Source organism: Pseudomonas alliivorans (genome assembly GCF_017826695.1).
GTDB lineage: Bacteria > Pseudomonadota > Gammaproteobacteria > Pseudomonadales > Pseudomonadaceae > Aquipseudomonas > Aquipseudomonas alliivorans.
The window spans coordinates 266267-288435 of the sequence record NZ_JAFFZW010000006.1 but is presented as its reverse complement, the minus strand read 5'-3'; the positions used below and the strand labels follow the sequence as shown (position 1 = coordinate 288435).

The following is a 22169-nucleotide window of genomic DNA, read 5'->3' as shown; positions in this document are numbered from 1 at the left end:
TCTTCGCAACCATCAGTTCCTGGGCAGCACCACGGTAAAGGTGGTGCCGTCGCCGATGGTCGAGGTCACGGTAATGCTGCCGCTGTGGGCATTGACCACTTCCTTGACGATAAACAGGCCCAACCCCAGGCTGGTCGAGGTGGTGCGGCTTTCGCTGTTTTCTTCTGAACTGCGTACCAGCGGATCGAAAATCGTGCCGATGGCATCTTCGGCAATCGGCTTGCCTTCGTTATGAACCACCAGCTCCACTGTATCCGGGCCGCCGATGACGCGCACCGTGATTTCATGGCTCGCCGCGCCGTGCTGCAAGGCATTGCCGATCAGGTTCTGCAACATCTGACTGATCCGACCACTGTCCCAGTGCCCTTGCGTCTCGCCTTCAATCGTCAGGACCGGCGCTGAATTCGGGTGCCCGGCGCAGGCTTCTTCGATAGCCTCACGACAGGCGCCCGCCAGGTCCATGAACTTGCGTTCTACCGGCAGGCTGGCGCCCAGGCGGCTGCGAACGAATTCGAGCAGGTCGCCAACCATCGTGCCCATGTGCCGGGTACTGGTCTTGATACGCGAAATATAGCCCTGGGTCTTTTCGTCCATGACCAGCTTGCGGGCCAGCAGCTCGGTGGACATGCTGACCGCCTGAAGCGGTGCGCGCAGGTCATGGCCGAGGATTGCCAGAAAGATGTCCCGCGAGCGCGCCACACGTTCGGCATACGCTGCGGTGGATTCGGCCAGGGCTTCGTCGATGGCTTCGTTGAAGCGGATCACGTCGCGAAAATCCGCCAGTTGCGGGGTGGTCAGGCTGTCAACCCACAGGCGAATGACACTGGCGCGTAGATGCCGGAACTCCGACGTCATCTGTACCAGGTCAAACCCGACTTCATGGCGCAGTTCACCATGACTGGACGCCGCTTCATCCAGGCTCGGCGTTTTGTTCAGCTCCTCACCGCGGGCCTTGGCGATCTCTTCGCTCTTGCTCTGCGCCGTCTTCATGTCTCGCGCAGCCGCCAGCAGAATCGACTTGGCGTGATCACGCAGCTCTGCGGTGTTCATGGTGTCCGCAGCGGGTTTCAGTGTTCTGGCGAAGTTTTCCCATTCATCGACGATGCGATCCACGTGGAGAACGATGAATTCGGAGAGGCGCATGGCCGGTTACCTTGCTGGGGGAGCTTGACGGAGATGGCGCATCTTACCGCCTTTATACGGCGCTACAAACAGACGGTTGACTGACATTTCTGTCAGTAGACGCTGTTTTTATGACGCCCTATGGTGGATCGACGGATTACTTGAGCGGAGGTCCGCAGCATGAGCGTAGAAACGGTTACTGATTCGAGCTTCGATGAAGCGGTCATCAAGGTCAGCAAGAAGAAGCTGGTGGTGGTCGAGTTCTCCACGAAAGAGAAACTCAATCGACGGGGCGAGCCCAACGCCAGTGCCAAAATGGATTCGGTCATTGACGAGTTGTACGCCTATTACGCTGGAAAGGTCGTGTTCTGCAGAGTGGAAATCGAACTGGATTCGGACTTGAAAGATACTTTAAATCCAGACACGTCAGGCACTTATGGCATCAACCATGGCCCGACAATGATTCTGGTGCTCAATGGCAAGCAAGCGGGCGAACTTGTTGGGCAGCAGACCAGGGAGCGGATGGTTCAGGTCATTGACGACGTGTTGCTTGCCTCCCTGCAAAAGTCTCTCGACTGGGTTGAAGAGCGTATCAACCTTGCCGCAAACAGCATCGTTGATAAAAAAACGACAAGCCTGGACGAAATCGCCTTTGGAAAACTGAGCGTTTTACTGACGTTGCGCAGAGTGCTCAAAAACAAGGCAACGCCGCAGGATATAGGCATGCTGGATGCCATCAATGACGTGCTGCAAATGCTTGAGGTACTTCCGGCTGACGAGACGTTTATAGGAAAAATGAAGCCGTAGGTCGCTGTCGTGACATGGCGCTGTGCCATGAGGCGAGGGCGCTGAAGGGACAGCCACTCTGAGTGTTATCGTCGTGAACGATGATGAATTGGCAACGGAGCCGGAAAAAAGCGGCTGTTTTTATTGGCAGAGTTCAGCCGGTCGGGGAAAAACACGTTCGGCGACGATGATTACAGTGCCCGGACGGGGAAAATCAGAGAAGCATGACAGGCCGGAAGCGGTGACCGACTTTCATTTGCAGTGCTGGTACGAGACCCGACTGGACGAACGGCCGGCTCAACAGTAAATCGTTTGATGCGTCCGCCAGGCATGAGGGGCCTTCCCTGTGAAAGGCCCCTCTTGGTTTTAGAACAGAAAATACCGCTGCGCCATCGGCAGCACATCCGCAGGCTCACACCACAGCAATACGCCGTCGGCCTTGACCTGATAGGTCTGTGGGTCGACTTCGATGTCGGGCAGGTAGTCGTTGTGGATCAGGTCTTTCTTCTGCACGGTACGGCAGCCCTTGACCACGCCGATCTGCTTCTTCAGTCCCAGTGATTGCGGCACGCCTGCGTCGAACGCGGCCTGGCTGATGAACGTCAGGCTGGTGGCGTGCAGGGAGCTGCCGTAGCTGGCGAACATCGGGCGGTAGTGGACCGGCTGCGGTGTGGGGATCGAGGCGTTGGCGTCGCCCATCAGGCTGGCAGCGATGGCGCCGCCCTTGAGGATCAAGGTCGGTTTGACGCCGAAGAACGCCGGGCGCCACAGCACCAGATCCGCCCATTTACCCACTTCGATGGAGCCCACTTCATGGCTGATGCCGTGGGTGATGGCCGGGTTGATGGTGTATTTGGCGATGTAACGCTTGGCGCGGAAGTTGTCGTTGTCGGGACCGTCCTGAGGCAGCGGGCCGCGCTGTTTCTTCATCTTGTCGGCGGTCTGCCAGGTGCGCATGATCACTTCGCCGACCCGGCCCATGGCCTGGCTGTCGGAACTGAGCATCGAAAACGCACCCAGATCGTGGAGGATATCTTCGGCGGCAATGGTCTCGCGGCGGATGCGGCTTTCCGCGAAAGCCACGTCTTCAGCGATGCTCGGGTCCAGGTGATGGCAGACCATCAGCATATCCAGATGCTCGTCGATGGTGTTGCGCGTGAACGGCCGGGTAGGGTTGGTCGAACTGGGCAGCACGTTCGGCGAGCCGCAGGCCTTGATGATGTCTGGCGCGTGGCCGCCACCTGCACCTTCAGTGTGGTAGGTGTGAATGGTGCGGTTCTTGAACGCTGCGAGCGTGGTTTCGACAAAGCCCGATTCGTTCAGCGTGTCAGTGTGAATGGCCACCTGCACGTCGTACTCGTCGGCCACGCTCAGGCAGTTATCAATGGCGGCAGGCGTGGTGCCCCAGTCTTCGTGCAGCTTGAGTCCGATTGCACCGGCCTTGACTTGCTCGATCAGCGGACCGGGCAGGCTGACGTTGCCCTTGCCGGTCAGACCGATGTTCATCGGGAAGGCGTCCGCTGCCTGGAGCATGCGCGCCATGTGCCAGGGGCCAGGTGTGACGGTCGTAGCGTTGGTGCCCGTGGCCGGGCCTGTGCCGCCGCCGATCATGGTGGTCACGCCGCTCATCAGCGCTTCTTCGATCTGCTGCGGACAGATGAAGTGAATGTGCGTATCAACGCCTCCTGCGGTCAGGATCATGCCTTCGCCGGCGATGACTTCTGTGGCGGCACCGACAGCGATGGTCACGTCGGGCTGGATGTCCGGGTTGCCCGCCTTGCCGATGGCGGCGATGCGACCGTTCTTGAGGCCGACGTCGGCCTTCACGATGCCCCAGTGATCGATGATCAGCGCATTGGTGATCAGCGTGTCGACCACCTCGGCCGCCAGCAACTGGCCCTGGCCCATGCCGTCACGAATGACCTTGCCGCCGCCGAATTTCACTTCTTCACCGTAGGTGGTGAAGTCTTTCTCGACCTCGACCCACAGCTCGGTGTCGGCCAGGCGAACCTTGTCGCCGACCGTGGGGCCGAACATGTCGGCGTAGGCTTGTCTGGAAATCTTCATGGTGATTCCTTGAGTACTTTATTGGCCCCGCACGGATCGTTCCCACACGCTGCGTGGTAACGCTTCTCTGGACGCTCTGCGTCCGTTTCGTGGTGCGGAGCGTCACGGGCTGCAGTCTTGCCCGGCGCGTAAGAGCGACCTGAGCCCACGTAAATCAATCCAGCTCGCCCATCACGCGACCGGCAAACCCGTACACCTTGCGCAATCCCGCCAGGTCCACCAGCTCAACCTCGCGTGCCTGTCCAGGCTCGAAGCGCACGGCAGTGCCGGCGGGGATATTCAGGCGCATGCCGCGGCTGGCGGCACGGTCGAAGGTCAGGGCATCGTTGGTTTCGAAAAAGTGAAAGTGCGAGCCCACCTGAATCGGACGGTCGCCACTGTTGGCGACGGTCAGGCTCAGGGTGCGGCGGCCGGCGTTGAGTTCGATCTCGCCGGGCTGGATCCGGTATTGGCCAGGGATCATGTCGGTTGCCCCAAGGTTTTGAAGTAAATGGCGGTCGGTCTGTAGCGACCGTCCGGTGTTGCGCAATAATCAGGCAGTTCGCCCACGCGGGTATAGGCCATCGAGCGGTAGAAGGCTTCGGCCGTCGAGCCTGCTTCGGTGTCCAGATACAGCAGGCCGCGTTTGAGTTTCATGGCGGTCTGTTCGACCGCTTCCATCAGTTGTCTGCCCAGACCGTGGCCGCGTGCCGCAGGCAGCACCATCAGCTTCTGCACTTCGGCGCGGTTGAGCCCGTTGGGCTTCTGGCACAGTGCAAGTTGTGCGCTGGCCTGCAGACGTTCATTGTCGACCACGACCCACAGCAACAGGTCGCCTGAGGCGACATCGGCTCTTAAGCCATCGCACCAGCCCAGCGCCTGTTCCAGCGTCAGGTCCGCCATGAACCCGACCGAGGCGCCATCATGAACGGTGTCGAACAACAGCTGAGCCAGGCCCTGGCGGTAATGCGCGAAGCTTTCGGTGGTGACGCGACGCAACTGTGCTGGGTTCATGGACGGTTCTCGTCTAGGCGGGTGTGGGGGCTTGCGAAGCAGGGGGCTGAGCGCCGGGCGACAGGTCCAACTGCATGAAAGTCAGGTCCAGCCAGCGACCGAACTTGGTGCCGACCTGCGGCATCTGGCCAGTGGTCTTGAAGCCTAGTCGTTCATGCAGGTAAATAGAGGCAGCGTTGCCGCTTTCGATGGCCGCTACCATCATGTGCTTGTCACAGGCGCGGGCGCGTTCGATCAAGGCTGACATCAGTTTTGGCCCCAGACCCTTGCCACGCTGATCGGCTCGCACGTACACCGAATGCTCGACCGTTTGACGAAAGCCTTCGAAAGGACGCCAGTCGCCAAACGATGAGTAACCCAGCACGTCGCCTGTCGCATCCACGGCCACCAGGATCGGATAGGCCTGCGTCTGGCGGGAGTCGTACCACGCCTGACGGTTTGCCAGGTCGACCGGCTGTTCGTTCCAGATGGCGGTGGTGTTGAGCACCGCATCGTTATAGATGACGAGGACGCCGGGCAGATCGTCCGGCAGCGCGTCACGAATCACGTCTGTCATGCTGTTCTCTCAGGCAATCGGCTGATGCACGGTGACCAGCTTGGTCCCGTCTGGAAACGTCGCTTCCACCTGAATCTCCGGAATCATTTCCGGGATGCCCTCCATCACTTGCTCGCGGGTCAGCAGCGTCGTGCCGTAGTGCATCAGGTCGGCAACTGTCTGACCGTCCCGTGCGCCTTCGAGCAGCGCTGCGGAAATGTAGGCCATGGCCTCCGGATAGTTGAGCTTCACCCCGCGCGCCAGGCGCCGTTCGGCAACCAGTCCGGCAGTGAAAATCAGCAGCTTGTCTTTTTCGCGTGGCGTCAGGTCCATGGGGTTTCCGTGTCGTGGTATTCGGGTTGCTGTGCAGCCGTTGTTGGCGCTTTTGTGGGAGGTGGCAAGCCGCCTCCCACAATTCCATGTTCATGTATTCCAGATTCTCGGCGTCACCGCCTCGCGTCCCAGCAGGGCCGGACGCAGTTTTTTCCAGACTTCGATCAGCCAGGCTCTTGCATGCAAGGCTTCGTCGGCCAGACAGCGCGCCACGACCAGCCCTGGCAGTTGGGTCAGGTCACCGCGTACCGGGTTGGGCATCGGCAGGCTGCGGCAGGCTTCAAGCAGTTCGCTGTCCACTTCGCCGGTGATCAACAACGTGGCAAATACCGTATGGCCATCCAGCCCGACCGGTGAATCCAGCAGCCCGTCGCCACCGATAATGCGTTGACGTTCATGCCAGATCAATGTGCCGTCGCGGCGGATATCCAGCGCGGACTGAAAGTGCCCGTGCTCAAAACGCTCGCCACTGGCCGGACGGCCCAGCGCCACGACATCCCAGTAACACAGCTTCGCGTTGCCTTTCAGTTCGATGCGAGTGGTCAGTTCTGCCTGGGCATTACTGAACACGATGGTTTCCTGAGGCAGCCATTCCAGCGTCGCGCCAGCCTCGACTCGCAGTTCCAGTTGCTGAAACGCCGGGCTTGCCGCGCGATACCATTTTGCCGCACCGGGGCTTGTCAGCTGTGCCCAGGCGTCAGTGCCGACGTGGGCAGAAATATCCAGACGGTCGCCGCCCGCGATACCGCCGGGCGGGTGGACGATGATGTGCTGACACACTTGCGGGCCTTCGGCGTACAGGTGTTTTTGCACCCGCAGCGGACCTTTGTGGCGTCGCTGAACCGGCCGCGTACTGTCGTCGAAACGGCCATAGCCCAGTTCCAGCTCGGCGTGCCAGCTGGGCGTAAACAGGGCGGTGTTGGCAGGCAGATTCATAGCGTCTTCAATTCCGGGTCCGGTGCTTCACGATAACGGATTGGCACATCAAATGGTGACCAGTCCGCGAACGCCTTCGGTTTCCATGTTTTCTCCACGGCCCTGCTGCACGATCTCACCCCGGGACATCACCAGATACTGGTCCGCCAGTTCGGCCGCAAAGTCGTAGAACTGCTCTACCAGCAGAATCGCCATGTCGCCGCGCTCGGCCAGCTTCTTGATCACTGCACCAATTTCCTTGATCACCGACGGCTGAATGCCTTCGGTGGGCTCATCGAGAATCAGCAGGCGCGGACGACTTGCCAGTGCGCGACCGATCGCCAGTTGTTGCTGCTGACCGCCCGACAGGTCGCCGCCACGGCGGTGTTTCATTTGCAGTAGCACCGGGAACAACTCGTAGATGAATGCCGGCACCTCTTTGGCCTCCGAGCCGGGAAAGCGCGAAAGACCCATCAACAGGTTTTCCTCGACCGTCAGCCGTCCGAAGATTTCCCGGCCCTGCGGTACGTAAGCGATACCGGCGTGTACGCGCTGATGCGGTTTGAAGCCGGTGATGGCCTTGCCTTCCCATTGCACCGAACCTTCCTTCGATGGCAACAGCCCCATCAACACTCGCAAAAGCGTGGTCTTGCCTACACCGTTGCGACCCAGCAGGCAGGTGACTTCACCGACCTTCACGTCAAAGGACAGGCCACGCAGAATGTGGCTGCCGCCGTAATATTGATGAAGCTTTTCGACCTGCAGCATGGTTCATGTTCTCTTTTGTGACAGCTTGATCGCCGTTATGCGACGCGAGATGCCTTCCCACTTAGAGCACGGGAATGATCGCGTCAGCCTCAACGGCCCAGATACACCTCGATCACGCGCTCGTCTGCCTGTACGTCATTCAGCGAGCCTTCGGCGAGTACGCTGCCCTGATGCAGTACGGTCACATGGTCGGCAATCGAGCCGACGAAGCCCATGTCGTGCTCGACCACCATCAGCGAGTGCTTGCCCGCCAGGCTCTTGAACAGTTCGGCAGTGAATTCGGTCTCGGCATCGGTCATGCCTGCGACCGGCTCGTCGAGCAGCAACAATTGAGGGTCCTGAACCAGCAGCATGCCGATTTCCAGAAACTGTTTCTGACCGTGGGACAGCAGCCCTGCCGGGCGCTGCACGGAACCTGTCAGGCGAATGGTCTCCAGCACCTCGTTGATCCGGTCGCGTTGTTCGCCGTTCAGGCGTGCGCGCAGGCTGGCCCATACCGACTTGTCGGTCTTCTGCGCCAGTTCCAGGTTTTCGAACACGCTCAGTGCCTCGAACACTGTAGGCTTCTGGAACTTGCGCCCGATTCCGGCCTGGGCGATCTGTACTTCGCTCATCTGGGTCAGGTCCAGCGTTTCGCCGAACCAGGCCTTGCCGTGGCTGGGCCGGGTCTTGCCAGTGATCACGTCCATCAGCGTGGTCTTGCCTGCGCCGTTGGGGCCGATGATGCAGCGCAGTTCGCCGACGCTGATGTACAGATTCAACTCATTGAGCGCCTTGAACCCATCGAAACTGACGCTGATGTCTTCCAGGGTCAGGATCGTGCCGTGGCGTGTATTCAGTCCTTTGCCGGCGCTTTGTCCCAGCCCCAGCGCGTCGCGGCTGGTGCCCGCATCGGAGTTGGGGTCCAGCACGGGTTCCAGCATGAAAGAGGGCGTTGGCGTGGTTTTCATGACTCGCTCCTTTTCTTCAGTACGCCGATGACGCCTTTGGGCAAGTAGAGCGTGACGATGATGAACAGTGCGCCAAGAAAGAACAGCCAGTATTCCGGGAATGCCACGGTGAACCAGCTTTTCATGCCGTTGACCAGACCGGCACCCAAAAGCGGGCCAATCAGCGTGCCGCGCCCGCCCAGCGCCACCCAGACCGCCGCTTCGATGGAGTTGGTCGGTGACATTTCACTCGGGTTGATGATGCCGACCTGCGGCACGTACAACGCACCCGCCAGACCGCAGAGGACCGCGCTCAGGACCCAGACGAACAGCTTGAAACCGCGAGGATCGTAGCCGCAGAACATCAGACGGTTCTCCGCATCACGCAGGGCGGTCAGCACCCGGCCGAACTTGCTCTGTGCCAGCCGCCAGCCGACGTACAGGCTGACCACCAGCAGCATCACGGTCGCCAGAAACAGCGTCGCCCGCGTGCCCTGTGAGCTGATGCTGAAACCCAGAATGCTGCGGAAATTAGTAAAACCGTTGTTGCCGCCAAAACCGGTTTCGTTGCGGAAGAACAGCAGCATGCCCGCGAAGGTCAGGGCTTGGGTCATGATCGAGAAGTACACGCCCTTGATCCGCGAGCGGAACGCGAAGAAGCCGAACACCAGCGCCAGCAGGCCCGGTGCCAGAACCACCAGGCATATGGCCCACAGGAAATTGTCAGTGCCGGCCCAGTACCACGGCAGCTCGGTCCACGACAGGAAGGTCATGAACGCGGGCAGGCCGTCACCTGCCGCTTCGCGCATCAGGTACATCCCCATGGCATAACCGCCCAGCGCAAAGAACAGGCCGTGGCCCAGCGATAGCAGTCCCGCGTAACCCCAGACCAGATCCAGTGCCAGGGCGACGATGGCATAGCAGAGAATCTTGCCCACCAGTGTCAGGGTGTAGGCCGATACCTGCAGGCCGTTATCGGCTGGCAGCAACGAGAGCAGCGGCATGGCCAGCAGGACAGCCAGCACCAGAATACCCACCGTCAGCGTGCCCTTGGGGCCGACCTTTTGTGCAGCGGTTACCATCAATGGCTGGCTCATCAGTCAATCACCCGTCCTTTCAATGCGAAGAGGCCTTGCGGACGTTTCTGAATAAACAGAATGATCAGCGCCAGGATCAGGATCTTGCCCAGTACGGCGCCGATTTGCGGTTCGAGAATCTTGTTGGCGATGCCCAGCCCGAAAGCCGCCATCACGCTGCCCGCCAGTTGCCCGACGCCACCGAGCACCACCACCAGGAACGAGTCGATAATGTAGCTTTGGCCCAGGTCCGGACCGACGTTGCCGATCTGGCTCAGGGCGACGCCGCCCAGTCCGGCAATACCCGAGCCCAGTCCGAAGGCCATCATGTCGATGCGTCCGGTCGGCACGCCACAACAGGCGGCCATGTTGCGGTTCTGGGTCACGGCGCGCACGTTCAGGCCCAGACGGGTCTTGTTCAGCAACAGCCAGGTCAGCACCACCACGAACAACGCGAAGGCGATGATCACGATGCGGTTGTAAGGCAGCACCAGATTGGGCAGCACTTGAATGCCGCCGGACAGCCACTCGGGGTTGGCAACTTCAACGTTCTGCGCACCGAAGGCCAGGCGCACGGCCTGAATCAGCATCAGGCTGATGCCCCAGGTGGCAAGCAGGGTTTCCAGCGGACGGCCATACAGATGGCGAATCACCGTACGTTCCAAAGCCATGCCGATCAGCGCCGTCACGAAGAACGCCACCGGTAGCGCCACCAACGGGTAAAACTCGATGGCGCTCGGTGCGTAACGCTGGAACATCAACTGCACGACATAGGTCGAGTAGGCACCCAGCATCAGCATTTCGCCGTGTGCCATATTGATCACGCCCAGCAGGCCGAACGTGATCGCCAGGCCCAGTGCGGCCAGCAGCAGGATAGAGCCCAGCGACATGCCACTGAATGCCTGACCGAGAATTTCCCCGATCATCAGTTTGCGTTTGACCTGCGCCAGGCTGGTTTCGGCGGCGATACGCACAGACGCATCGGTTTCCACGCCAGGCGACAGCAACGATTCAAGACGCGTGCGGGCCAGTGGGTCACCGGTTTCGCCCAGCAGGCGCACGGCAGCAAGCCGCACGCTGGGGCTGCTGTCGACCAATTGCAGGTTGGCCAGTGCCAGGGTCAGTGCGTCCTTGACGCCGGAGTCTGTTTCGGTTGCCACGCGCTGGCTCAACAGGTCCAGTTGTGCAGGGCGGGCGCTTTTCTGCAGTTGCAGGGCGGCGGCCATGCGCAGCTTTACATCGGCTGCCAGTAGTTGGTGGCTGGCCAGCGCGGTCTCGACCAGACCTCGCAGCCGGTTGTTCAGGCGCAGTTTGCGCGGTTCATCAGGTGTGGGGGCATCCGCCGCTGCCGGGACATCGGCGTCCACTGCGACATAGCGGTCATTGTTCTCGATCCAGGCCCGCTTGCTGCTGTCGGCGGCAACCCGGCCGTCGCGCAGCGCTTCAAGCAGTTCGACCCGCTCAGGAGCGGGTTTGGCCGCCCAGGCTTCAAGCAAATCTGCCTGTTGCGAAGAACTGGCCGCTGCGAAATCGCCTGCATCACTGGCCTGCGCCGTGAAAGGCAGCAGGAGGGTAATGGCCAGGATCAGGCGGTAAAGGTAAGAGGGCATATCAATGGCCTTGCTGGACACGTCTGGATAAATCCACCCGTCCGTAGGAGCGAGCCTGCGCGCGAAGGCGTTTCTATCAAGCTGCACAGTGCTGTTGAATGCACTGGCCGCTTCGCGGGCATACTCGCTTCCACAGGGCGGTGGAAGCGATCATCCGTTATCAGTTGCTCTTCACTGCATGGTCCGGCTTCTTGTCGTTACCCGGGATGTAGGGGCTCCAGGGCTGGGCGCGGATCGGCTCCTTGGTCTGCCAGACCACGTTGAACTGACCGTTTTCCTCGACTTCACCGATCATCACCGGCTTGTGCAGGTGGTGATTGGTCTTGTCCATGGTCAGGGTGAAGCCGGACGGCGCAGCGAAGGTTTGCCCGGCCATGGCTTCACGAACCTTGTCGACGTCGGTGGACTTTGCCTTCTCGACTGCCTGCGCCCACATGTGGATACCGACGTAGGTCGCTTCCATCGGGTCGTTGGTCACGGCCTTGTCAGCGCCCGGCAGGTTTTTCTTCTTGGCGTAGGCGGTCCAGTCAGCGACGAATTTCTTGTTGACCGGGTTCTCGACCGACTGGAAGTAGTTCCAGGCCGCGAGGTGGCCGACCAGCGGCTTGGTGTCGATGCCGCGCAGTTCTTCTTCGCCGACCGAGAAGGCCACGACCGGTACGTCGGTGGCTTTCAGGCCCTGGTTGGCCAGTTCCTTGTAGAACGGCACGTTGGAGTCGCCGTTGACGGTGGAAATGACCGCTGTCTTGCCGCCAGCGGAGAACTTCTTGATGTTCGCCACGATGGTCTGGTAATCGGCGTGGCCGAACGGGGTGTAGACCTCTTCAATGTCGCTGTCCTTCACGCCTTTGGAATGCAGGAAAGCGCGCAGAATCTTGTTGGTGGTGCGTGGGTAGACGTAGTCGGTGCCCAGCAGGAAGAAGCGCTTGGCTTCGCCACCGTCTTCGCTCATCACGTACTCGACTGCAGGAATGGCCTGCTGGTTAGGCGCTGCACCGGTGTAGAACACGTTGGGCGACATCTCTTCGCCTTCGTACTGAACCGGGTAGAACAACAGGCCGTTCAGTTCCTCGAACACCGGCAGGACTGATTTGCGCGACACCGATGTCCAGCAGCCGAACACCACGGCAACCTTGTCCTGGGTCAGCAACTGACGACCCTTTTCTGCGAACAGCGGCCAGTTGGAGGCAGGGTCTACGACCACTGGCTCCAGCATCTTGCCGTTTACGCCGCCCTTGGCGTTGATCTCGTCAATGGTCATCAGCGCCATGTCTTTCAACGAGGTCTCGGAAATGGCCATGGTCCCGGAAAGCGAATGCAGGATGCCGACCTTGATGGTTTCGGCGGCCTGAACGGTCCATGAAAGGCCCATTGCTGCGATGGATGCGGACAGGGTAAAGGCTTTGATCAGGCTGCGACGCTTCATTGGACGGGCTCCGTTGATCTGTTTTTTTTGGTTGGCAGAACGACTCTCTGAAGGCTTCCAAGCAAAGGCTGTGCCCAGCCTGAGAAACCGCTTTGGAACGGGCCATCGAGCGCCATCCGAGACACGTGGTGCACTGATGTGGAGCCAGGAAAGAAGGTTGGTGCGCGGCGACGTGCATTGTTGGTGCGCCGAGTGAGCAGAACGATAAAAACCGCCGGACGGATGGTGCGAAAACCAGAGTCTGTTCCCGCCGCCACGTTGTTCGCAGAACCTGTCTCGTAAGGGAAAGGGCGTTGCGCTGGGGGTAAGTACAGACATCCCACCGCGTTCAGCGCTAGAAGAAATCAATCGGCAGACGCTGATCGCGACACGGTCTAATTGCTGGCAAGAATGACAGGTCACGCCGCAGCGCAAGGGTCGTACGCTAAGTGCAGCTTCGAGTATCAAGCACCGTAACTTCATCTTTGGGTGAGTTTTTTCAGACAGGGAGTCCGAAAAATGTCCACTTCAGCGGCGGCACCTGCTGCAGCACCGATTACCGGTGTCATCAATTACAGCGACATGGGATATGTGCTGACAACCGATCCCGACGACACGCTGCCAGACATGGATGGCTTTGATCGGCTGTACTGCGGCAGTTCGGAAAACGGCTGGACCAGTCCTTGCGAGATAAGGGCCGGGCGCGATCTTGCGGTGGGAGAAACGCTGACCGCCTGCCTCATTCGTCAGAGCGACGGCAAGTTGATCGATGAGGTGACGTTTACCGCGGACAGCACGAACTGCAAGCAGCATCAGTGGCCGGCGGCGTTCGCACGAGCGTTCAGCCGTGCTTCTCGCTCGATCACCGCGGGCAACTTCGACAACGACAACAACTTCAAGACTGACGGGACGGCGCTGCCTGTTCGTCTGTGGCATCACAGCTGTCGAAATCGCGCATTTACGACGGCGCCTTTCTCCACCAATCAGGTTCAAGCACTGGCGGTAACGGGCGAGACGCTGAAGGAAGGCGCACGCTTGTGCGTTCAGGTACGGGACATCAGCACCCAGGCGCTGTACGAGAATCACTTTTTCAATGTGAAAAAAGACCGGTTGACCCTCGAGCAATGGGGGGAGGACCTGTGTGTGGCGCTCAATCGCGACAGCCGTCTGTTGCGTGCGGGGGTTAAAAATGCGCAGACCTGCACCATTACCCCAATGAGCACAGCTAACGCGCTATGGGTGCCTCAGGACTCTGACCTGTCGGTGACCCTGACGTGTGCAGACTGGATCAACCAGACGACAATCGACGGATCAAAAACGTTACCCCCCGGACAGTGCGTGAATGTCTACGTGATGGATGCGTTTTCGGCCAGGGAAGTGGTCCCGGCGTTCAGTTTTGTTGCTCCGACCCCCGTCAAGGGTAAAAGCGAGACCTGGTTATCGGCCTGGTCAATCGCTGTCGGTCAATCTGCATTGGCACCGTACGTTCGGATAGGGACCGACCAGACCGATGCCCTCGCGCCAAATGCTGTCACGGCGACGCTCTGGCAGAGTGGCGACGCGTTCAGGGTATTCAGCACAGAACCCTGTCTGGATAACTGGTTGCCGGCTGACGTTTGCGTGGCGGATCTTTACCACGGTGACGAGACCGGACTGGTTGTCATGGTCCGCCATCCGCACAGCCATGAGGTCATGTACAGCGCGCGGTTCGCGCCCGCAGGTGCGAAAGGACAGGCGCAATGGGTTCTTGCGTTCTGCGACTTCATAAAGTCACGGCAGTGGCCCTGCTTGAGGATCGGCAGTGCTGACGGTGTCTCCGCAACATTGGCCTGCAAGGCAAATGCTGTGGATGAGATCGCGCTATGGGTTCCGCGCGATTCAGAACTGACCATCACAGTGGAGGCTGATGCCTGGGGCCCAAGCGTTAACATTGGCCCAAACGAGACGCTCGAGGTCACCGATTGCGTGACGAGTGACGTGTTGGCGTCCTATCAAAACAGGGAGCGGGCAATTTCCGATGACCTTGCGCTGTTCCGGATAACGGATGGCGTCTATCAAGCCGCCACACCAATGATCTCGCTGGGGAGTTGGAGTGATCGCGTCACCGGTATGGAGGAGCGCGTCTTTCGCTTGACTCCACAAGCGCGCGACCTAGGTGTGAAAGTCGCTTCATCCAGCGTCCAGGGCTGTCGCGTGACCTCGGAATCCGCTTATTGGCGCGTCTCGTCCGGGGGGCGTTCAGGTATTGAGCTTGAATTTGATTATGCGGACAGCGTGCCTCCTGATGTATCAATGACGCTGGGGCACGTTGGGACAGCAGGTGCTTTCAGCTTTTGGTCTGACCGCGAACCCGTTGTGCGGGTCACCCCGAAAGCGGTTGATCCTTATGTGGCCTCAAGCCCGCTTTGCGAGGATTATGGCAATACCTTTCGCTCTGAAGTATTCGATGTCAGCGGACAAAGTGAAACCGGCATTGACCCGCGCACTGGGCTGTTCCACGCCCACTACCCGGTTGCAACCTTGCAGGGCCTTGAAGGTAATGGACCCATTTGCGACCTGACCCTGCATTACTCAGCGCTGCGCGGCAATGAGGCCGGACTCGGCGATGGATGGGCGTTTCGGTTCTCGAGCCTGGATGTGCGTGACCGGGCCCTCACGCTGGCGAATGGTGTGCACATCGACTTCGATGATGCTGAATGGCTGGCGCTCGGTCAGGGAAAACGCTTGACCAAACGAGCCTGCTGGGTTTCGAGCAACAACGATTACAGCGAGTTCACCCTGCACTACCCCAGTGGAACCCGCGAGGTCTTGAGCAGACCGACAGGCGATAACGTAGAACCCAATGATGCGTTGCGCTTGAAGATCATTGACCTTTTAGAGCAAATAAAGAACAAGGCGAAACCCTGTCCGCCTAAACCGGAAGGGGTGTGGCAGTGGATATTGGCGGTGTCCAGTCCGGTGCTCTATGCAATTGCTGCAAAACTGGATTGGGACGAAGCGGTAAAGAAATGGCGGGAAAACACCAAAGCGATCGACGATGCACTGGGTTACTGGCGCAGACCCTTTGTACAACTTTTGCCCTCCCGGATACTTTCCAACGTGGGGGGGGAGTTATCGCTGAACTGGAATCGTCAACTGGGTCAGTTTCAACTCACTGAAGTCCGCAGCGGCAGCACGGTCTTGTTCAGCGCGAAGTATTCGCATGCGCAGGTTTCGATGGAAATCTGGCCAGGTTCGAGCGAGGCATTCCAGGTAACGTTAACGTTAGCGAATTATTTGTTGTGCGATATCCGGTGCACGCAGTCCGGTCACTTATTTCAGTCTGTGCATTGTGGTTACAGCGTCGACCCGACGCTGGACCGGGTATTGACACGACTGGAGGAAGGGGACGGATCGGTTGAGTCAGTCGTCTATGAGGCAGAGGCTGTTAAGTTTTCTAACGCTCAACCGGCGTTGCCTCATGTTTCAAGGCATATACTTATGCCAGGAGGCGAACAGGAAAATATTGTTATTACTTATAGTTACTCCGGGTCTACCTATGTGACACCCTTGGAGAACGTTAATAGTGAAGTTTCCATTGTTATTGAGGACGCTGAAGCCTTTGATGAGCCCTTTCGTTTTCAGTATGCGAGCGACCAACTCACTGGACAGTCAGCAGGGTTTCCGCTGGAAAGGTATTTTTACTGGGTAGAAAGCTGGTCAGTAGAAAAGGGGGGTTCTATATCTACAAGAAAGTTTTATGACGCGAGTCATCAGGAAATAGGTAGCGCGGTTTCGGGGAACGGGTGTTTAGAATATAAGTACACAAGCTACCAATCGATTGGCGTCCATGGGAATGCTATGAAGGGCGCGGTTGCTCCTAAATTTGAAATGACGTGCTGGAGGTACGACAACAAAGAAATGTTAAGGCTTGCGAATGAATGTTGTACGTCTGACAATTGGGTCGGTGCTTTGTTTTTCATGTACATTTATTCTCTTGGCGTCTATTACGCCTCAACGAGCCTTGATGAACCGGAGGAGGATTGCAGCGATCCTCTGAACTCATTCGCTTCATCAATCACCACTGTTCAGTCCTTTACCTATAACGACGATGGACAACTGACTCAAAGCATCGCGGCAGACGAAACGATAACCGAGTGGCGATACTTCCCTCGCTCGGGTGGTGCAGGCATGTCGCCCGACATGTATTGGGGATTTCAAACCCCGGAAGACCTGAAAAAAGTGTCGCTCACGTGTCCCCAGGTACCGGACCATACCCTGCCACCGGCAATGGCTGAATATCAGTATCAAGTATTGGACGGAAAGTGCAGCCCGTTGGCCTTGGCCCTCTATGGTTACCGTGAGCAGGAATATGCCGGCAACAAAGTGTTGTCTGCTTGCGATATCGTAAACATCGAAGGCGTCGTGGCGGCTCCCGGTACCTGGAAAATGAGCCTGGCCGAAGGACGCTCCGTCCCGCTGATCCGCCATGAAAAGATCAGAGAAGAACCACGCAAACCCAAGTCGTCCACCGACGGGTGCAAAGCGTTCATCTGGTCATCGACTCATTGTCAGACAACCTATTTCGACGGGGACTCTACTCGGCTCACTACCACGTTGCGCTGGGAGGACAACCCTGTCGAGCACGGCTTTGTCGTTTGCACAGATGCCACTGCCCAATCCATAGAGGGGAAATTAGAGAAGACATTATCAACCGAGATCCGCTCGCGTCTGACGCGTCGCTGCCTGGTTCGCCGTCGAGCGGGGGAAGAGCTTCGCTGGGCTTATGACGCGCTGGGGAGAGTCGTCAGTGAACAGCGATTCTCCCTGCCGCCTGGTGAGAACCGTGTGAAGGAGGGTGCCAAGCCCGTCTCGGCACAAAAGACCGTCTACTGCTTCGTCGATCAGGGGGTACAGGCGACCACCCTGCAGACACCTGGGCAAATCACTCGAACACTGTTCGATGGGCTGCAGCGACCCATCCGCAGAGAGCTGAAGGCGCCTAACCATGCAGGATGGTGCGTACTGGACGAAATCGAGTTCGACAACCTGAGCTGCAAACGCGAGCACTCGCGTTTCGACTATTGGCCGGGCGGGCTGCGTCGTCGTTCGGAGTTGGGGCAACGCGGGGTATTGTCTGTCAGGAGCAATCGGGTTTGGAATCAGGAGGAAACAACCCTGGAAGAGGCCGGTTCAAGTACGACTGTGCAGTCATGGCGTACCGGGCAGGGCAAGGTGATCAAGCAGACTTCGAAGAGTGAAGTGCTGGCGGATGGCACGGTCAGGCGCACGCAGTCGTATCGAGGTGGTGACCGGATGGTGCGCCCGGAGGTGAGCGTTTGCTATGACACAGCCGGGCGCTTGACTCATCTGCAACGAGGTGATTCGCAAAAGGGCATGGCGGTGGATTATGACGAATTGGGGCGCGTTACCGGGATCACGCAGCCAGACGGTAGCCGCGTGTTCCGGCTATACAATGGCCTTGGCTCCCAGGTCACCTACCTTTCGGTCGATGGGATCAAGGTCGGCTCGCAAGGCTCCTTCAGACTAAAGAGTACGAAGGGGCTTCGTGCGTATTCTCCAGAACCCGATGGGGGCCTGTGCCAACCGGATGGAACTGTGCTTCGCACTGAGCTGACGGAGGGGGGAGGCCTGTCTTTCACGGAAAAACGGGCGGGTGCATCCAGCGAAACGCCAGGCAATCTGCTGAGCGCTCTCGCATTCACTGAGCTGGGGAAAACCCTCTCGGTCAGCACCCACGAAAGTGTCAACCAGCAGGACGGCTTTTTGATCGGCCCCCACAGCGACACCCTGACCCGGCCTGGCTTGCTGGGCAATACTCGAAGCGTGGTCAGAACCCCGCGAGGTTCGCGTAAAGGCAGCGAAACACGCTCGCTGATGGGCAATCTGTTAGCCGCGCGACGCAGTGACGGAAGCGTCCTGCGACTGTTTCTAAACCGGGATCAAAAGATCCAGCGCCAGCGTCACAACGGCATTGATGTCTCCTTTTATTACACCCGGGACGGCCATTTGCTCAGTCAGACCGCAGTGATCGCTCAGGAAGGCACCCGGTTGACCACTCGGTATCAATACGACGTGTTCGGGCAGGAGGTTCTGCGAGAGTACCAACGCGCTGGCAGTAGCTTACTGACGCTGCATCAACGCTGGTCGGACAACGGCTTGCTGACAGGCATGACCCTGAAACGCGGCAATGAATGGGTTCGCACCGAGACATTCAGCCACGACAGCTGTGATCGGTTGGCGACTTATCAGTGCGACACCCTGGCAGCCAATGATTGCCCCGCCGATGCCCAAGGGCGTCGGATCAGGAGGCAGGTCTACCAGTGGGACGGTCTGCAGCGCCTCAACCGCTGTGAGACGACCTTTGTGGACAACACGAGCCAAACGCAGCGCTATGGCTACGAAGAACTCGAACCGACTCAATGCGCATCGATCACCCTCGAAGGTGCGCAACCCAGCCAAAAGGTGCTGACCTGGAGCAAGAACGGTTGTATGGAGCAGGATGCAGATGGCAACACGATGACGTATTCGGCTCAAGGGCAACTGCTGGAAGTGAAGGACCCTCAGAACAAGCTGTTGACCCGCTACGCCTATGATGGATATGGGCGACTCGCGGCTCAGTACGTCGCAGCCACCGGGCAAACCTGTGAGCTGGTTTACGAAGGCGACCATCTGTGCGGTGAAGTCTGGTTCGATCGTGCCGGGAAGGTCATCAAGCAGGTGATGTTGGGGACCGATTATCTGCAGCAGACCCTGGAAAACGGAGCACGGCCGCGGATTTCACTCTCATTGGATGACCCTCACAGCGGCCCCATTGCTTATAACCCAAGCGTCTGCGACGCACTGGTTATCAGTGCGTTTACCCCCTTTGGTGAAAACGGCGCGCCTCTTGAGGGCAGTTGCAAGGGCTATAACGGTGAGCGTCGAGACCCCGTTACCGGTTGCTACCATCTGGGCAATGGCTACCGTGCCTACCATCCGCAAATACGCAGTTTTCAACAACCGGACAGCTTGAGTCCGTTCGATGGCGGCGGGATCAACGAATACAGTTACTGCTGTAATCCCATCGATTATCACGACCCCAGCGGGCACATCATGCTCAGTCGTTGGGGGCAAAACGATTTGATCGACCGGCTTGAGCAAACACTGCGCGAGACCCGACCCCAACCCGTGGGCAGCCGATGGCGGGGCATCGCCCTGTCATCCATGTTGACGGTCGTGGGGGTATTGCTGTCCATTCCGTCGGGCGGGGCTTCGCTGGCGTTCTTTGCGATTACCAGCGCGCTGTCCTTTACCGCGCTGGCGCTGGAGGTCACCTCTAAGTTTCTGGAAGACAGTGATCCGGAGCTCGCTCATAAACTGGGCATTGCGAGCATGGTGACGGGGTTTGCATCCATCGGTAATTTCACCAATATCCTCAAACAGGCAGGTCGTATGTTGCGCTGGACGTTGAGTGGCATCGGGCGCCTTGTCAATCGTGTTCAAGCCGGTATCCGAGGTGCCATTAGAGGCTGGCGACACTTCAAACGCTATGGTTCGTTGGCAACTGCCGTAAAAGACGTCGCGGCCGGTAGAAAAGTGGGAAGCATCGCGTGGACCGAGATGGGCACGCAATACGTCGAGTACCTTGGAGAGGGAGCGGTGCGGACCGTCACGGGCCTGCGGGCGAAAATCGCCTGGTATGTTCCCGGCGCCCACAACGTGATGCGCCGAACCGCGCACCTTTACCACTCCAGGGTGTTGGTAAACGTGGCAGAGGGCGCAGAGGCGTTGGGTACCGCTTTGGAGGGTAAGATCTACTACGACACCTATGCCGGTGTAGAGAGCCTCTACCTGCCAGAGGCAGAGGATGATAAGCCCGAAAAAGTCAGGGGTAGCATGCGGTGGGCGGAAATCTTCGGGCGTGAACTCAAGCAGTCGGGCCAAGGCGTGTTGGATGCTCTGGGGAATCTGAGGCCAGGATCTCTTGCATGAACGCAATAGACGCTTTCACCCGCCTTGAGCTGTGATGGTTGGGCAGGTACAACGCCGGGATTTCGCCCTTGGCGTTGTCCGGGCAGGCCGGGCTTTTTCGCCTGTTGACGACATAAAAGGAAACGCCCCGACAAGTCGGGGCGTTTCAACTGTGTTTTCACACAGTCCGCGAAGGCGGCTTTTCATATCTTGAAACAACGAGGCCTGATCCTGTCAGGTGAGGAATTCATCACAAAACCGCCCGCCGGTTTCAGGCCCCGCCGCGTGCAATTTAAGCTGCTGCCGACGAATTAGCAAAGCGGGAGAAAACTATTCGGTCAAATAGCCAGACAACCACCAGCGAAACGCCCACCAGCGGAAACGCGACCGCAATGCCAGACATGATCGCCATGGCGGTTTTCCAGCGGGGCAGATCGTGGCGCAGCGGCGGCACACCCAGACCGCCTCGGGGACGACGTTTCCACCAGATGACCAGCCCGCTGACAGCGCTGAGCAGGATCATCAGGCAGGCGAGGAAGATCAGCAACTGATTGATCCAGCCGAAAAACTTCCCTTCGTGCAGCATTACACCCATCTCGGTCGCCCGTGAAACCAGGCTGTAATCCTGCCAGCCGACATCAGCCAGCACCTTGCCGCTGTATTGATCGATATGCAGGGTGGCGTCATTGCGCGGGTCATCGGCAAACACCGACACCGTGAACACGCCTTCGGCGGTCTTGGGTGCCGTGATGCTGTAGCCAGGCTCGATGCCCCTGGCGGTGGCGATGTCGACCACCTGTTGCAGGCTGATCATGGGGGCAGCAGGGCCCGCGGACATGCTGTGCTGATGCATGTGCTCGGCATGCTCACCGTTGGATTGCGGCATCGGCGTGTTTTCCATTGCCCACGGCACGGTCTGGACGCTGGCGGTATTGAGTTCGCCGGCCATTCGCGTGGACTTGGGCACGTCGGTCCACATCGTTGCGGGGAACGTGTTCCAGACAGCCGCGTACTGCTTGCCCCACATGCCGGTCCAGGTCATTCCGCTGAGTAGCATGAACAGCAGAATCAGTGATCCCCAGAAGCCAGTCACCGCATGCAGGTCCTTCCACAGCACGCGACCACGCGCTGTCAGACGGGGCCACAGCACACCTGCCGCACGGGAGCCCCGTGGCCACCAGAGATACAGCCCGGAAATCACCAGCATGATGCCCCAGCCTGCGGCCAGCTCGATCAGCCGGTCACCGACAGTGCCGATCATCAGTTCGCCATGCAGCGCGCGGGCAATGGCCTGCAGGTTCTGCTTCGCATCCTGAGTGCCCAGAATCTCGCCTCGATACGGATCGACGAAGACATTGACCTCACGGCCCTCATCACGAATCACGAACTGCGCGCTGCCTTCGGCGCTCACTGGCGGGAAGTACTTGCTGATGGCGGCCTGTGGATAAGCGCTCGATACGCGCTGTTGCAACTCATCGGCACTGATCTGATGGTGAGCAGGCGTCACGTTCAGCAGATCGCGGTACATCAGGTTGTCCAGTTGTGGCTTGAACAGATAGATCATCCCGGTCAGCGACAACAGAATCATAAAGGGTGCGACAAACAATCCGGCGTAGAAATGCCATCGCCAGGCCAGGTTATAGAAAGAAACAGTGGGTTTTGACACGGTCAACGCTC

15 protein-coding genes are annotated in these 22169 nt (G+C 58.9%); 2 read left to right on the top strand and 13 right to left on the bottom strand.

From position 1 onward, the window contains the following. Positions 1-12 precede the first annotated feature (12 nt). Positions 13-1143, bottom strand: coding sequence for a sensor histidine kinase (locus tag JTJ32_RS17670; RefSeq protein WP_099229549.1), 1131 nt, complete (start codon positions 1141-1143; stop codon positions 13-15). Between the two features lie 159 nt (positions 1144-1302). Here JTJ32_RS17670 and JTJ32_RS17665 point away from each other — a divergent pair, with 159 nt between their 5' ends. Then, positions 1303-1929, top strand: coding sequence for a thioredoxin family protein (locus tag JTJ32_RS17665; RefSeq protein ID WP_210042814.1), 627 nt, complete (start codon positions 1303-1305; stop codon positions 1927-1929). A gap of 345 nt (positions 1930-2274) precedes the next feature. Here JTJ32_RS17665 and ureC read toward each other — a convergent pair whose 3' ends face one another. From ureC to urtA, 11 genes are all read right to left on the bottom strand, one after another. Then, the gene (gene ureC / locus JTJ32_RS17660) at positions 2275-3975 is read right to left on the bottom strand and encodes an urease subunit alpha (RefSeq protein ID WP_210042813.1); all 1701 of its coding nucleotides are present in this window, start codon (positions 3973-3975) and stop codon (positions 2275-2277) included. Positions 3976-4129: 154 nt separating this feature from the next. Next, a complete protein-coding gene (locus JTJ32_RS17655) occupies positions 4130-4438 on the bottom strand; it encodes an urease subunit beta (protein WP_210042812.1) in 309 nt (102 codons plus the stop codon). Next, complete coding sequence (locus tag JTJ32_RS17650; protein WP_210042811.1) at positions 4435-4968, bottom strand: GNAT family N-acetyltransferase; 534 nt, start codon at positions 4966-4968, stop codon at positions 4435-4437. Before JTJ32_RS17650 ends, JTJ32_RS17655 begins: the two co-directional genes overlap by 4 nt. A gap of 13 nt (positions 4969-4981) precedes the next feature. Continuing rightward, entirely contained in the window at positions 4982-5524 is a 543-nt protein-coding gene (locus JTJ32_RS17645) for a GNAT family N-acetyltransferase (RefSeq protein ID WP_210042810.1), read from the bottom strand. A 9-nt stretch (positions 5525-5533) separates the two neighbouring features. Beyond that, the gene (locus JTJ32_RS17640) at positions 5534-5836 is read right to left on the bottom strand and encodes an urease subunit gamma (RefSeq protein ID WP_004887254.1); all 303 of its coding nucleotides are present in this window, start codon (positions 5834-5836) and stop codon (positions 5534-5536) included. Between the two features lie 90 nt (positions 5837-5926). Further along, positions 5927-6772, bottom strand: a complete 846-nt coding sequence (locus tag JTJ32_RS17635; RefSeq protein WP_210042809.1) for an urease accessory protein UreD — start codon at positions 6770-6772, stop codon at positions 5927-5929. Between the two features lie 48 nt (positions 6773-6820). Next, positions 6821-7519, bottom strand: a complete 699-nt coding sequence (urtE, locus tag JTJ32_RS17630) for an urea ABC transporter ATP-binding subunit UrtE (RefSeq protein ID WP_099229555.1) — start codon at positions 7517-7519, stop codon at positions 6821-6823. 89 nt (positions 7520-7608) lie between these two features. After that, complete coding sequence (gene urtD / locus JTJ32_RS17625; RefSeq protein ID WP_099229556.1) at positions 7609-8469, bottom strand: urea ABC transporter ATP-binding protein UrtD; 861 nt, start codon at positions 8467-8469, stop codon at positions 7609-7611. Next, positions 8466-9545, bottom strand: coding sequence for an urea ABC transporter permease subunit UrtC (gene urtC, locus JTJ32_RS17620; protein ID WP_210042808.1), 1080 nt, complete (start codon positions 9543-9545; stop codon positions 8466-8468). The genes urtD and urtC overlap by 4 nt, the downstream gene beginning before the upstream one ends. Further along, entirely contained in the window at positions 9545-11134 is a 1590-nt protein-coding gene (gene urtB / locus JTJ32_RS17615) for an urea ABC transporter permease subunit UrtB (RefSeq protein WP_099229606.1), read from the bottom strand. The genes urtC and urtB overlap by 1 nt, the downstream gene beginning before the upstream one ends. 160 nt (positions 11135-11294) lie before the next feature. Beyond that, complete coding sequence (gene urtA, locus JTJ32_RS17610; protein WP_024688750.1) at positions 11295-12560, bottom strand: urea ABC transporter substrate-binding protein; 1266 nt, start codon at positions 12558-12560, stop codon at positions 11295-11297. 498 nt (positions 12561-13058) lie between these two features. Between urtA and JTJ32_RS17605 the strand changes: the two genes are divergently transcribed. Further along, on the top strand, positions 13059-20513 hold the full coding sequence (locus JTJ32_RS17605) for an RHS repeat-associated core domain-containing protein (RefSeq protein ID WP_210042806.1): 7455 nt from the start codon (positions 13059-13061) through the stop codon (positions 20511-20513). Between the two features lie 271 nt (positions 20514-20784). Here the strand turns inward: JTJ32_RS17605 and JTJ32_RS17600 are convergent, their stop codons facing one another. Further along, positions 20785-22158, bottom strand: a complete 1374-nt coding sequence (locus JTJ32_RS17600; RefSeq protein ID WP_210042805.1) for a PepSY-associated TM helix domain-containing protein — start codon at positions 22156-22158, stop codon at positions 20785-20787. Positions 22159-22169 lie beyond the last annotated feature (11 nt).